8 protein-coding genes and 1 pseudogene are annotated in these 13,920 nt (G+C 66.0%); 4 read left to right on the top strand and 5 right to left on the bottom strand.

The window, feature by feature from the left end; translation table 11 throughout:
* Window positions 1-86: 86 nt before the first annotated feature.
* The 5 genes and pseudogenes from ACZ32T_RS28880 to ACZ32T_RS28860 all read right to left on the bottom strand — a co-directional run bounded on the left by ACZ32T_RS28880 (window position 87) and on the right by ACZ32T_RS28860 (window position 9,893).
* Window positions 87-1,276: pseudogene (locus ACZ32T_RS28880) on the bottom strand (IS110 family RNA-guided transposase).
* 504 nt (window positions 1,277-1,780) lie between these two features.
* Entirely contained in the window at window positions 1,781-2,629 is an 849-nt protein-coding gene (locus ACZ32T_RS28875; RefSeq protein ID WP_467369870.1) for a hypothetical protein, read from the bottom strand.
* Between the two features lie 11 nt (window positions 2,630-2,640).
* Window positions 2,641-7,863: a caspase family protein gene (locus ACZ32T_RS28870; protein ID WP_467369868.1), complete on the bottom strand. Its 5,223-nt coding sequence runs from the start codon at window positions 7,861-7,863 to the stop codon at window positions 2,641-2,643.
* A 257-nt stretch (window positions 7,864-8,120) separates the two neighbouring features.
* Window positions 8,121-9,509, bottom strand: a complete 1,389-nt coding sequence (locus ACZ32T_RS28865) for a hypothetical protein (protein WP_467369866.1) — start codon at window positions 9,507-9,509, stop codon at window positions 8,121-8,123.
* A 99-nt stretch (window positions 9,510-9,608) separates the two neighbouring features.
* Entirely contained in the window at window positions 9,609-9,893 is a 285-nt protein-coding gene (locus ACZ32T_RS28860) for a hypothetical protein (RefSeq protein WP_467369864.1), read from the bottom strand.
* A 1,222-nt stretch (window positions 9,894-11,115) separates the two neighbouring features.
* Here ACZ32T_RS28860 and ACZ32T_RS28855 point away from each other — a divergent pair.
* From ACZ32T_RS28855 to ACZ32T_RS28840, 4 genes are all read left to right on the top strand, one after another.
* On the top strand, window positions 11,116-11,397 hold the full coding sequence (locus ACZ32T_RS28855) for a hypothetical protein (RefSeq protein ID WP_467370019.1): 282 nt from the start codon (window positions 11,116-11,118) through the stop codon (window positions 11,395-11,397).
* A 220-nt stretch (window positions 11,398-11,617) separates the two neighbouring features.
* On the top strand, window positions 11,618-11,797 hold the full coding sequence (locus ACZ32T_RS28850; RefSeq protein WP_467369862.1) for a hypothetical protein: 180 nt from the start codon (window positions 11,618-11,620) through the stop codon (window positions 11,795-11,797).
* Window positions 11,798-11,838: 41 nt separating this feature from the next.
* Window positions 11,839-12,876: a hypothetical protein gene (locus ACZ32T_RS28845; RefSeq protein WP_467369860.1), complete on the top strand. Its 1,038-nt coding sequence runs from the start codon at window positions 11,839-11,841 to the stop codon at window positions 12,874-12,876.
* Window positions 12,877-12,979: 103 nt separating this feature from the next.
* Window positions 12,980-13,807 (top strand): DUF6042 family protein, encoded by an 828-nt coding sequence (locus ACZ32T_RS28840; RefSeq protein ID WP_467369858.1) that lies wholly within the window; start codon window positions 12,980-12,982, stop codon window positions 13,805-13,807.
* The last annotated feature ends 113 nt before the right edge of the window (window positions 13,808-13,920 follow it).

Below are 13,920 nucleotides of genomic sequence, written 5' to 3'. Positions count from 1 at the left end.
GCCCCGGTGGCGTTCAGCACTCGGTCCAGCTCGGCAGGAGTGAGCCCGTGTGCCTGGGGCTCCGGAGAGGCTTCCCAATGCTGATGTCAAGCCGCTGCTGTGACAGCGGGTGCGGCTTGGTAGTACGCGCCGTCACGGATCATGGCCCACAGGACATTGACGCGGCGGCGCGCGAGTGCCAGCAGCGCCTGTTTGTGCCCTTTCCCCTCGGCGCGTTTGCGCGCGTAGTACTCCTTGGACGCTGGGCAGCTCTTGAGGCTCGACAGCGCGGAGAGATACATCGCGTTGAGCAGTGCACGGTGGAAGCGCCGTGGTCTGCGGAGGTTCCCGCTGACGCGCCCGGAGTCTCGCGGGGCCGGCGCCAGGCCGGCGAAGCCCGCGAGCCGGTCAGCGCTGCCGAAGGCGTCCATGTCGCCGCCGGTGGCAGCGAGGAACACGGCCCCCAGTTGCTTGCCCATGCCGGGCAGGCTGACGATCACCTCGGCGTGCGGGTGCTCGCGAAACCGGGCCTCGATCAGGGCATCGACTTCCGCGATCTCCTCATCAAGGGCCATCACCCCCTTCGCGAGGCGGACCACCATGGCAGCGGCCAGCTTCTCGCCGGGCAGAGCGGTGTGCTGAGCTTCAGCGGCCTCCGCGGCCGTCCGTGCAAGGGCTGCGGCACTGCGGACCTTGCGGTTGCGCAGCCACGTCTCGATGCGCTTCACGCCGCTGCGGCGGATCGCCGTCGGGGTCTGGTAGCCCGTCAGCAGGACGACGGGGCCCTTGTGGTCAGTTCCAGCTCGCGTTCCAACGCTGGGAAGATCTCCAGCAGCTGAGCCCTCAGACGGTTGATCTGGCGAGTGCGGTCACACATCAGGTCGGTGCGGCGGCCGGTCAGGGTTCGCAGGTCGACGGTGATCTCATCGCCGGGCCGCAGCAGGCCGAGGTCGCGGCGCATGCGGGCCTGGTCCGCGATGACGAAGGCGTCCTTGGCGTCTGTCTTGCCCTCGCCTCTGTAAGAGGCCGAAGCGCGGTGCACGGTCAAGCCGGTGATGTAGACCATCGGCTGGTCGTGGCTGAGCAGCAGCCCGATCAGCAGGGCGGCTCCGCCGTGGTTGAGGTCGACGGCCCACAGCACGTCGATGTCGAGGGCCAAGACGTCCCCGATCAGTTCCAGCAGGGCTGTCTCGTCGTTCAGGACCCGGCGGGACAGCAGGCGTTCGCCGTCCGGGTTGATCACCACGCAGTGGTGGTGTTCCTTGCCGATGTCCACTCCGGCCCATATCCGGGGCACGGTCACCTCCGCAAGCTCGTCGCACGTTCACGGCCCAGCAGACGACCTCGCCGACGTTGCCCTACACAGCGATCGAGTCGCATCTCCCAATTGGCGGTCGAGTCGTCGCGGGGCTCGGGGCGGCCAAGCCTCTCCAGCCATCACACGGCGCAGCCATGACAGCCATACCCAGAGCCCCTGGGTCCCGCTGATCTTACGAGTGACCAGTTCGAACCACGACAAGAAAGTAGGGCGCAGCCATGCCGGTGGGTCACTGCTCCAGGGCCGCGAGTCAGCCGACGACATCGTCGGCCGAGAGCTCGCGGAAGTCGAGCGCGCCCACCTCGTCCAGCAGAGCAGGTGGTCTCCTCTGCGGCGGCCGCCTTCGCCATCGTTGCGGGTAGAGGCCGTTTCGCGGTCTGGGGGAGGGTCTCAGGAAGAGATCATTTCGTCGGTTCGAGATGGCCTGACAACTGTTGCCTGATCGCTTCGGTTACCCCTGTCCGGCGTGCTGGGCCGAGCGGCTCAGCCGAGCGCTTCTGCCAGAGCGAATCCGGTTTCGCGCGCAGTCAGGTAGGGGCGAACGTCGTGGGCATGCGCGCCGTTGTTGACGGTCTGGTCCTGGATGCGGGTTCCGAATGAAGGTGCGAGCTCTTTGATCAGAGCCACGGCGTCGCCGTGGTCGGCGATGTTGATCCAACGCTTCACGGGCACTGGCCACCGGGCCGTTCCCCCGTGAGGGGTGGGTCGAAGTCGATCGAAAACGAGGCCGTGTACGGCTAGGGGTGACCCCAGAGTGATCAGCGTGAGGTCCTGCCACTGCGGGTGGGCACACAGCGTCTCGTAGGCGACGACGCTGCCCAGGGAATGGGCGACGATCACCGTCGTCTCGCCGGTCACCGCGCGAGCCAGACGTTCTCCTGCCGCCCCCCGGACCTCTGGCTCGGTGAAGTAGCGTCTGACCTGGCGCGCGCTGCCGATCATCGAGCCCTCGGCGAGGCCAGTGAAGAAGGTCGAGTGGCTGAGTGCGTTGAGCGCCCGCTGGACGATGCGGGGGGTACGTAGCCGGCCAGTGGCATCCGGTCCGGGTACACGGCTCTCGGCGTCCGCGGCTGCCCTCCACCACGACAGGAGCAGCTCGTGCTCGAGTCCGGGTTCCACGTCGGACGCGTCGAGCGGCGGCTCGCCCAGGCCGCGGTGACCAGGTCGGCGGAACAGGTCACCGTAGAAGGCGGCAGAGACGTCGTCGCGAGGCAGTGTGCCGGCACCTGAGAGGGTGAGGCCGTCGTTGAGGGACGGAAGCCATGCCTCGGCGATCGTCTCGGGCCCTTTCAGTTGCTGCGCGATGCCGTGGACGAGGACGACACGGGTCATCTGAAATCCCCCTACTTCTTATGGGCTGCGGGGGTCAGGCGGAGCGCCACCAGCCCCATGTCGGTCGCCACGCAGACCCGGCCCGCCTCGTCGACGTCGACACCGTTGATCCCGCTGCCGACGTTGATCTCCGCCTGGAGGGCGACTGCTGCGAGGTCCCAGACGCGTACCAAGCCGTACCCGTCGGCGGCTACGAGCGTAGGAGTGCCGTCTACGTTCGCCACGCGCACGCGTCGCACCGCAGCCGGGAACCGGTCCAGTTCGGTGTCGGAGGGCGAGTAGCCGTCCAACGGCGCCATGCAGACCCGGCCGTCACCGGCTCCGGTCAGTAGGTGGTCGCGCCCGCCGATTACTGCCAGATCCAGTGCGGTCGCCCCCATCTCATAGCCGGTTCTGACCTCCCCGTGAGAGCTGCCGGTCCGGAGATCCCACACGCGCACGGTTCCGTCGTACGAGGCGCTGGCCACTATCGGCACGCTGCCCACCTGCCCGGCCCGCAGTGCGCTGATTGTGGCCGTGTGCCCCGACATGGGCGGGCATACGAGAGCTTCCGAATCGAGATCCCAGGCGTGAAGGGTGTAGTCCCCGGCAACGGAGATCACGACGGGGCGCCCCTCCAGGACGCTGGCACACGCGAGCTGTGAATAGCCGGCCCGGCGTGCCAACCTGTGACGTGCGCCGAGACCCCAGACCTCGACATCGGTCCAGCTGCTGCGAACCACGATCGCGTCATTGTCAATGGGCTCCGTGACAGCGTGGTAGATGGAGGGCGCCCCTGAGGTCAGATGGCTGGCGGCCTGCCGACCGTTCTCCAGATCGTGGACACGCACAGCACCGTCGAGACTGCCTGTTACCACCACGGCACGACCGTCGGCAGTGCGGGCGATGTCGGCCGAAAGTAGGTGTTGTTCGAGGCCGTACAGGGGCTCACCCAGCGGTTGCATGGTGGTCAAGTTCCACAGGCGGACCTGGAGCGAGCCGACGCCGATCATTACCGGAACGTTCCCGATCCGCCCGAAGACGGGCGGAGTCTGCGAGCCTGGGGCCAAGTTGTTGCAGCTGGCCAGGGCCGGACCCTCTTCGGTGCCGGACATCAGGTCCCAGACGCGAAACGTGTTGTCCCACGAGGTCGTGGCCAAGACCGTCCTGCTGCCGATGCAGCCGAGTGTGGCTGCCGTAACGAAATCGGTGTGGCCGAAATAGGGGCCTCCTATGACGGCGGATGTCTCCATGTCCCGGGCGTGGACAGCGTTTCCATCGAGGATCACGATGATGACGGGCCGCCCCTGGTGGAACCCGACTCCTACGGTCCGGGCGGCGGGGGTGAGGGTGGACGCGTCGAAATGGGAATGGAGCGTTGCGGTCAGGTGGCTTGGGCCGGGCTCGATGCGCCACAGGTATCCGTGGTTCAAGGAGGTACACAGGACGACCTCAAGTGTTCGTCTGCTCCGTCGGACCGACAGGTGCCGGATATCCCCGATGTGACCGGTCAGCGGTGGGCAGAGCTCGGTGCCGTCGCGTGCGTCCCAGAGGCGCACTGTTCCGTCATCGCTTCCGGTGAGCAGAATCGGCCGTCCTTCGACTTCGCCGAAGACGGCGCAGCGCACGGCATTGGTGTGACCAATCAGGGGACTGGCCGAAGCACCCGCGCGCAGTGGCTCCCACATGCGCACGGTAGTGTCGGATCCGCCTGTAGCTACGATCAGTGAGCCGCCCACCTCTGCGACGGCAACGGCCAAGACCTGGCCGGTGTGGCTCTTCAGGGGCGAAGCGCATTCCTGGCCGGTAGCCATGTCCCACAGGCGGGCCGATCCGTCTTCGCTCCCCGTGACGGCCAGGTCCCGGCTCCGGTACGAGTGGTAGGCCGCGGCCAGCACGGGTCGGGCATGGCCTTCCGCGGGCTGATCCGCGGCGAGGTCCCAGATTCGTGCCGTCCGGTCCTCGCTCACCGTCACGGTGAGGGCGATGTCACCCTGGTCGAACAATGCCGCTGCGGTGATGTCCTGGACGTGGCCGCGCAGGGGAGGGCCGAGTTGCTGCAAGGTGCGGACATCCCATACACGGGCTTCCATGCGCCCGCTTGTCACCGCTACGGGGCGACCTCCGAAATATCCCGCGGCCGCCGAGGTCACTCCGCTCCGGCTGTAGTAGACGTGTGCGCTGACGGGCTCCCCGACCTGACGGCGATCGTGGAGGTCCCAACGGCTCAGCATGCCCGCCTGGTCACCGACCAGAGCGATGGTCCGGCCGTCGACTTCGGTCACGCACACCGCAGATACGCCCATCGCCGTGCCGATGAGGGGACTGCCGTCCAGGCGGGCGCTCCCGCCGTCGACCACCTCGGACAAGTCCCAGACGTACACCGCTTTGTCGTCCCCGCCGGTGACGGCGATCGGCCGTCCGTCGAGTTCACCGAAACATGCGGCGAGGACGGAGCGACGGTGCTCGGTCAGCTCGCTCCCCAGCTGGCACCGGTTCTGCAGGTCCCACAGCCGCGCCGTGCCGTCGGAGCTGGCGGTCAGTACGACGGGGCGTTCGTCGAGGGCTCCCACCGCGATGCTCGCCACGCGGTTGGTGTGCCCGCGCAGCGGTTCGCCGTATTCCTGGCCTGCCGAGAGATCCCAGACCCTGACCGTGCCGTCATCACCACCGGTCAGGGCCACCGTGTAGTCACCGAGATCACCGATGGCAACGGAACTCACGGCGATACCGACGGACAGGGGGTCGCCGATCTGCTGCTGGGACGTCAGGTCCCAGATCCTCGCTGTGCCGTCCACACTGCCCGTGACCGTGATCGGACGGCCATCCAGTGCTCCGACCGCGACGCAGCTCACGGTGCGGGTGTGACCGGCGAGTAGCCGGTGGACGCCGCTCGGCGACCACCAGGCCCAATGCGCGGCCCATGGACGCGCCAAGGATAGGCCCTCGATGTGGTCGGCCAGCAGATCGGCCTCGCACCGGCGGGCCGAGAGCTGTAGGTCCGCAGCACGGTCTCCGAGCGGGCGATCGTGGGTCAGCCGATGTGCCACGTGTTCGTACGTGCTGCGAATGCGCCGGGCAGTGTCGCCCTCGATGGAGGAGAAGGCCGTGAGGAGCGCTCGCGGATCACTGGCCAGGAGGAATCCGGGATCCTCGATCAGGTCGGTCAGGACGCCACCGGCGGCCGCGTGCGTGGCCAGATGACGTCGGAGGTACCCGGCAGCGCCGAACCAGTCCGGTGGGCCGTCGACCGGCTTTGCGACGAGCGAGCGCAGGGCCCGTACGATCGAACGCTGTACCTGCTCCGCCGCCCGGCCCGCAGTGGCACGGAGATGCTCGGCGAGTGCCTTGTGGTAGAGGCGGTACGCGGATCGTTGGTCGTCGTCGATGACTTCGGCGACGTACGCCTCCGCCACGTCCAGCGCCCAGGTGACATCCTCTTCGGTGCAGACAACGCCCGAGATCACCGAACTCAGCGTGGTCCACACGTGGCCCCTGGGCAGCCCCTTGCCCTCCGAAAAGGCCAGCGCGAGCAGCATCCGTCGCACCCGGGCCTCGTCCGGACCGAAGCGGGCCAGATAGTCGTCGAAGGCTTCACCGACCTCGCTGGGCAGGTCCTCGGCCCAGCCGGCGCGGTTGATGTCGACGGAAGAGCAGTCGGAGCGCAGGGTGCGGGCCGTCGTCCTCGCGTAGAGATAGACGCCGGCCGCCTTCGCCGCGACCGCGTCGGCGACCATACGTGCGCGGTCGGCCTGGCCTCGGTAGGGCGTCGGAATCTCGGGTTCGTCGCCGGCTAGCAGCACCCGTGCGACGTAGCCGGACACGTCCTCCTGCGTGGCCCGGTAGCCGTCCCGATCCAGGTCCATCACCGTGAACGTGCGGCCCAGCGGGCCCACGAGTTCATGGCGAGCCCCCACGAGCAGCCTCACGCCGGTAATCTCCGACATGGGGCGCAGCAGCTCGCGCGTGATCCGGCGGGGCTCACCGTGGCCGCCGGCGTCCGCGGCGGTGTCCGAACCTGCTTCGTCGACGGCATCGACCACGACGATGATGGGCGCTCCCTGACGCCCGCGCCGGGTGAGCTCCTGCAGCAGAGCGGCGGGGCCGTCGGTGCGAGTGCCCAGCGCGGTGGCGATGCGTTCGACCACCTCCTCCAGCCGCTTGTGCCGCGCGTGGATCGTGGCCGAGACGCACCCGGCGGGAAGCACGGTTGAGGCGTCGACACCGGAGAGGTCGAGACGAGCCCGGTATCCGAGGTCCGAAAGGGCGACGATCCGTCCGAGCACCGCCGACTTTCCGCACCCCGGGCTACCAGTGACCACTCTTCCGCGACCGTCGCTCTGGGGCGAGGTGAGCCAGTCCACGAGTTCGGACAGCACCCGGATCCGGCCGCTGAAGTACAGGCCCTGCTCGGACTCGAACTCCACACCCCGCGACCGGGGGCCGAAGTGCTCGTCCAGATCCCGCTCCGCCACACGTCGTTGGACCTGCAGATCGGTGCCCAGGGGAGGAAGCTCCTCCCGATAATTCGAGTTGGCCAGGAAAGGCGCGAGGCCGGTCACGAGTCCACTGGCCAACTCGGCTCGTTGGCCGCGGCCTTCGGTGTCGAACTGTTCGTTGACGGCTTTGACGAGTTCGGTGAGATCCAGGTACTGCTGGCGTTGGCCGGTCCTGCCGGCGGTGGTTTCGACGGCCTTGATCAGGGCCGTGACGAACTGGCCGTCCTCCGCGATGTCCTTGTGCCGGGCCGAGCCCAGGAACCACAGTCCGGTTGAGGCATGGCCGGAGGTGCTCCGATAGGCGATTGTCTGAAGCGCGACCGCGGCCGCGTCCGCGCTGCCTGCTCCGGCCGAGCAGGTGTCGAGGATCAGCAACAGGTGACGTAACTCGCCGCGACAGAGGATGCGTACGAGGTCTTCGGTGGCCAAGGCGCTGGAGACGAGATCGTCCTCCTGCGAATCCCAGCAGAGCAGATAGTGGCGGTCGCGTTCCTCAACAGATCCGTGTCCCGCGAAGTAGACGACGACGACGTCATCGGCCGTCAGATCGGCATCGGACGACCAATGGGTGAGTTTCCGCCGTATCTGATCGGCGCTTTCGTAGTCCCCGAGGCCCGGCAACATAGCGGTGTAGCCGAACGCTTGGAACAGCTCGGTCGTCGCCCGTACGTCCCCGGGCACGGAGGCCAGCTGCTCCTCCTTCGGAAGGTGGCAGTACTTGCCGCTTCCCAAGGCGATGAAGAATTGCCTTCCCACCCCACCACCCGACGTCGTGGACCGCTGGCCCCGAACTCTACCCAGCGGGAGGTCAATCCGCCGGTAGTTGCGACAAGCAGCGGTGCATCTCACCTCCGGCGGCAGCCCGCCTCGGTCCTGCGGGTCGTGACGCCCGTCCCCCCGTCAGGGGATCTCAGTCAGTACCGCGCGATGAAAAAGCCACCCCCTCACACTCGCGGCATAATCGGACGCTTCGGCCCCAAAGGGTCAGGTCAACCCGACGGAGATCGTTCGGCTTACGTCCATCCGATATTTACTCCTAGGTGATATCGCGCCATTTCGTTCAGTACTGCGGCTTCATCTGGGTTCCGAAATGGTGCCGCTGGTAGGTGATCACGGGCTAGAGGGCCGACCCCATTCACGACGTCGTCGTATGCCGATGAGATGGCAGAACCGATGAGTAGGTCAGTGGCCTCGTCGAGAGTGAGGCGATTGGCAGGCCAGCCGTACACTCCGTCGTTGATGACTTTCAGAGGTGGGAAGAACCACCATGGGTAGTCCGGAGCCTCTGCGTCCAGCAGGCGGTATCCGTCAATGTCGATGAACAAGGAGCCGAAGTGGGATATTGACCTGACATCCGCGCGTCGCTCTCTGTGAAGTCGATCGGCTGAGAGGAGTGGGATGCCCATCATCCTTCGCGCAAAGGATCGTCTGGGGTCTGCGACGTCACGCAGCTCTGAGTCCTCCGTCAGTTGGCAATCGATCGACCCTACTCGGACATCACTCGCTCGAGTGACCGTGCTGAAGAAGTCTCTGACGTGGTCAATCGTGGGCCGCGTGTTGACTGCCTCTGAATGTTTGTAGGCGCGAGGCTCTGCCATTTCTGCCGCAGCGAAGAGGAAACGATATGGCGGGTATAGCTCACGCCAGTCAATGGTGCCTACGCCCTTGTGTAGGCCAGGTAATGGAGGATTCAAGGCGAAGTCGATAAGAGTCAGGACTTCAGAATGAGAGAGGCTTCGGCCTGCCATGGATTCTGCAAGGCGGTGAGGTTTTCCGTATTCTCCTCTCCGGTTTATTTCCCACATTCTCTGGAGTCCTCGATCCATGATTTCTGGATATGGTCCGCAGAAGAGGTAGCCCTCGTCCAGTAGGCCCGCACACTCAAGGAGGAGTCGCGTTGTGATCGGCTCTTCACCTCCAAGGAGAGGTTCGAAGCTGTGTACGTGGGCGTAATCTCCATCCCTCAGAGGTAACATTCCCCTTCCGGCCCATTGCCTCCAGGTCGTGTGCAAAGCCAAGGTCAGCGAGTCCTGCGTTGCTTCCTGGTTTATTTTAGACCAGTTGAGAGGCTCGAATCCGAGGAGGATTGAGTAGGTGCGATGCAGGGAAAGCCATGTGAGGCAGTTGTCAGTTATTTCACTTCCGAGCGAATAGGAGGTTGCCTTCTTGTTCCAGGCGAAGAGAGGGATGCCATCGTTACGGTGCTTCTCGAAGATGGCTCGGTCGTTACCGTCGAGGTTACGGATCGAATAGTCGGCCAGAGAGTCTCGGGCAGCACGTAGAAACGTGAGAAGCACGCCAATGGTAGAGCCGTGGAACCGGGCCCAGTGGCTCGTCTCGTGCGCATTGACCAAGTTCCACGACATGAGCGACGTGACTAGATCGTTGGGATTTTCGCGCATGTTGTCATGGAATAAGAGGTGGCTTCTTAGATTTAATTGAGCGCCAGCTGTACTGTGCAGGACCGGAGATCTCATCGGGAATCCTGTTCTCCGCTGCAGCTAGTCGTCATTCTCGTGTTCGATTGAATCGACGGATTCTACAGAGCCGCGGTCACGAGCTCGGTCAATGAGAGCTCGGATCGCGTCGTACAGGCCGTTGGTAGCGACTCCTGCCGCTACCGAGATGGCGATATCCGCCAACTGACCGTGCTGCAGTGAATCGCTCTGTGTCTCTCGTTGTGTGACTTCGACCGTGCAATGCTGGTTCAGTTCTGGGGATTCCCGGATCTCTTCCGCCAAGAGTTGCAGGTTGGCTGCCCCTCCGCGGTACATCAGCTTGATCATGAGGGGAGCATACGAGACGTGCGGTTCGCGAGTCGGAGGATCAAGAAAGCCTACGAGCGGACACTGTGGGGCAAAGCGGCCCATTTGATGCGTCCTCGCGGCGCAGCCTCAGCGACGTCGCGGTGTTCCCGGCTTAGATCGAGTTCGGATGTAGCGCGTCAAGCGAGGCCATTGAGCGACTCTGTCGGGGATCTTGAGGTTCCAGGGGCAGTGTTGTTGGGGGTTTGGGACACTCTGGATGGTGCAGTCCTGTCTTCCTTTGGTGACCAGTGTCCGTTCGTTCCCTGTCCGTTGTGGTGGTGCCAGAGCTCACGGCTCGGATGGCGCGTGCCAGTAATCCTCGTGGGATTACGGCCACCTGGGTGCGTGACCAGCTCGACGGGCCCTGGGGCGACGAGGACTTCGTCCGCTCGTATCCGGCGACGGCCGCCTTGGCCTCTCGCCGGCTCAGCTGGCCACCGTGTGCGTGCTGCAGTTCCTCCTCGACCTCTCGACCGGCAAGCAGCCGAGGCCGTCCGGTGCCGCATCGTCTTCAAGTACGCCCTGGTCATGGACTGGACGATCCCGGCTTTCACCACAGTGTGTGGACCGACTTCCGGGACCGGCCGTCACAGGACGACCGCGCGGACCAGCTCTTGTTCCGCGACTCTGGGCCGGATGCGGCGGGCCGGTCCGGTCAAGGAGCGGGGAAGACAGCGAACCGACTCCACCCAGGCCCTTGCCGCAGCGCGGGAACTCACCCGCCTGGAACTCGTCCTCGAAGCGGTACGCACCGCGCTGGAAGAAGCCGCCGTTCGCGCTGCCGAGATGCTGGACGAGCTGGTGGATGCGGAGTGGGCCGTCCGCCACGGCCGGACTGTCCGCCTCCCAGCCAGTCGAGCCATCCGGTCACCCGTCTCAAACAGGCCGGGACAGACGCCCGTCGGCTCCTCGAACGCCTGCCACCCCACCAGTGCGGTCCCCGGGCCGAGGTCCCACGGCAGATCATGGTGCAGAACTTCCTCCTAGATACCTGTGGCACCTCGCGACCCCGCACCGAGGAGGACGGACAGCCCAAGGGGGTACTCCGGACCGTCTCGCCCTACGATCGCGAAGCCCGTCGGGCCATCCGCGGCAACACCCGCTGGAGCGGCTACCTGGTCCATGTCACCGAGGCCTGCGATGGGGAATCCCGCGTCAACCTGATCAAGGACATAGCCGCCACAACCCAGACACCGAAGCCCTGCCCAGCACCCACCACAGGCTCGGCCCCAACCCGGGCCCAGTGCCGTGGCGGACATACGCCGCACTCATCGGCGGGCCGCTGGACGGGCTACTCCTGGACATCACGGACTGGACGAAGGACGAGATCGACACTGGCGCAGCCCTGACCACCGAACGCGGGCAATTCCCCGGCGGCCAGACACTGTACGCCCCCCGCCCCGACGAACCACGAGCACCGGCCCCCGGTGTGACGTGCTGCTTCTACCACTCCGGCGACACGCCCCGACCAGCCGACGAGTGACACTCCCGCAGCACAGCCGGGCAGGCTGCGCCCGAGAACCTGCGCGCTTTCGTGGGCGCCGCTGAACCTGCGGCAGATCAACGAACCATGATCCTGACCAATCGTCTCCATCCCGGTTCGGGTTGGAGACGGTCGGTCTATTTCTCCAGTTCAGCCCCCCCTTGTCAGACCTGTGCCGTAGCGTTGTTCGTCCTATTCGTGGCGGCTGCGGGGAGCACCCATGGACGGCGATCTCGAGCTCGACAGCGACGAAGAACTCTTCCGGAACCCGGTTCACTACGAACCGGCCGGCATCAATCTCGATCTCGACCGGGCTGATCTCGGCGTCCCGTACGGCGAAGCCCTCATGGCGGAGCTCCTGCGCATGCGGAAGCGCGTCCCGTTGAGCAGCGAGGGCTGATCTGTCCGGACTGCCGGAACGCCCGGGGGCGTCGGGTAGCCATGTACCTGGTTGAGCGGAACGGTGTGTGGCTCGCTTCCCATTACCGCAAGCGCGGGGAGAGGCCCATCAGCCACGAGTCTGACGAGCACCTTGCCCGCAAGGAACGGGTCGCGAAGGATTCCGCGGACCACGGCTTTGCTGCCACGATCGAGTCGTCGGCCGCCGAAGGGCACGCCCGCCTCGATGTGCGCATCAGTGGGGCCGACGGCATCGTCCTCGGCTACGAGCCCCAGCTGAGTGAGCAGACCGCTCGCGGGATGCGCGCCCGCGAGGGGTTCCGGCGCCGCGGTGGCATTCGGTCGGTCTGGGATTTCGCCAGCCCTGACCATGCGGGTGTTGGCATCGTCCCGTACGTCCGCACTCCCGACCTGCCGGCCTCCGTCATCCGTGTGCAGAAGAACCCGATTCAGATCCGGGACGGCAACTTCGTTCTGGAGGAGGGGCGCTGCAGTCCAAGCGGTGCGCTTGACCGCTGCCCCGAGATTGCCTACGACCCGGAGAACCCCACTGCCACCGGGTACTGCGGGGGCTGGCACCGCGTTCTCGTCCCCGCCCACCTGTCGAGCGGATTTGCGCGGCCGGACGGTCCGGTGAACCTGACCCTCACGCAGTTCATTGTGGAGGCGGCGGCCGGCGGGCGTGTTCCCTTCCAGCGGGACGGTCAGCACGGGTGGCTTCCGGTACAGCAGTGGCAGAAGTACGTAGAAGCGAACGGCCCGGTCGCGGAGGTGAAGAAGCGGGCGCCATTGGTTCGGGAGGGCGTCCGGAGAGATTGGTGCACTGAGGATCGTCCGGCGTCCGAGGTGCGGGCCGAGCCCAAGGAGCGGCGCGGAGGCCGTGCGATCGTCCTTGAGACCCGCACCAAGGAGTCGGTTGCCCCTGAGGTCGCGGTTGACGCGTTGGGCAACGCAATCCCGCTGTGCCGGTTCGGCTGCGGTGGCCCTGCGAGCATGCCGGGCCCGGAAGGGCTGCCGGAGCACTGGTCGTGCCGCAGGAAGTACGAGGAGACGCACGGGTCGGCGGACATGGCGGCGTGAGCACACCTGAATCGACTTCGTCGTGTTTAGCGTTACTACCACCGTCCGGTCCTTCACGCGCCGGACGCACACCAGCACACAGCTTTCCAAGGGGAACGGAACCATGATTGACACCACCACCGCCCAGAACACCAACGTCGGCGACGACAGCCTGTCCATGCACACCGGCTGGTGGAGCAGCGGGTGGGGGCATGTTCTGCCGCAGCACCAGGGAATGTTGCTGTGCATGGTTCTCGGGACCGCGACGGTGCGGAAGGTCAAGGGTGACCTTGACGAGGTGGTGCAGCAGATCGTCGGAGACAGCCGCGAGGGCCTGTTCCGTCTTCTCGGCGATGACCTCAATGCCCCCGTCATGTGGCTCGACGAGGAGGAGCTGGAGTCTGCGGAGAGCGATGAGGAGCGCGAAGAGATCTGCACCGACGCAGCAGAACATGAGGCGACGTTGACGGGTGCGTTGCGGGCTGCGGGGATGCCGGTTCCGACGACGGTTCGGGAGCTCGTGCAGACGATGCTCGACCTCAAGCTCGTGGCCCACGAGGACGGTGTCTGGAGCATGCCCGAGGAGTTCCCGCTGCCCGAGGACACCCTGACGCTCTCGGAACCGGTTCTGGCCCGGCTGCGGAAGATGCGGCACTACTCGTACACCCCGCCTGCGGACCAGGGGATCGTCCGCCACCTCATTGACGACCTCGACTACCCCACCGAGGTGTTCACCTCCCTCGACCGGCTCGTCACGATCGCCGGGGAGGATCTGGAGAAGGTGCGGGCCGCCCTGGAGCAGCTCGTGGAGACGGGTGATGTTCAGCTCTACCGCGGGGACCCGCGGGTCGTCGTGGCCGCGAAGGATCTGCCGGCGCACCAGCGGTTCTACCTGGTCCCGGACTGGGAGACCTTCAACGAGAACCGCTTGACGATCCGCCGTGCGGACTGAACACGACCCTGCCGAACCACAACTCCGTCTTCCCCACTCACCCAGAGAGCGCCCCCATCACCGACACCATCACCCGCCCGCAGCCGGCCGTCGACACCACGGTCCGTGACCTC

It is taken from the genome of Streptomyces sp. NPDC023573 (assembly GCF_055559735.1).
Note: the sequence above shows the minus strand (reverse complement) of the source record. Positions and strands in the feature narration are given on the sequence as shown.

Excerpts from the sequence above, each read along its gene's own strand:
- ACZ32T_RS28875 (WP_467369870.1), bottom strand. The coding sequence starts at position 2,629 with ATGACCCGTGTCGTCCTCGTCCACGGCATCGCGCAGCAACTGAAAGGG.
- ACZ32T_RS28865 (WP_467369866.1), bottom strand. The coding sequence starts at position 9,509 with ATGCGCGAAAATCCCAACGATCTAGTCACGTCGCTCATGTCGTGGAAC.
- ACZ32T_RS28860 (WP_467369864.1), bottom strand. The coding sequence starts at position 9,893 with ATGATCAAGCTGATGTACCGCGGAGGGGCAGCCAACCTGCAACTCTTG.
- ACZ32T_RS28850 (WP_467369862.1), top strand. The coding sequence starts at position 11,618 with ATGGACGGCGATCTCGAGCTCGACAGCGACGAAGAACTCTTCCGGAAC.
- ACZ32T_RS28845 (WP_467369860.1), top strand. The coding sequence starts at position 11,839 with ATGTACCTGGTTGAGCGGAACGGTGTGTGGCTCGCTTCCCATTACCGC.
- ACZ32T_RS28840 (WP_467369858.1), top strand. The coding sequence starts at position 12,980 with ATGATTGACACCACCACCGCCCAGAACACCAACGTCGGCGACGACAGC.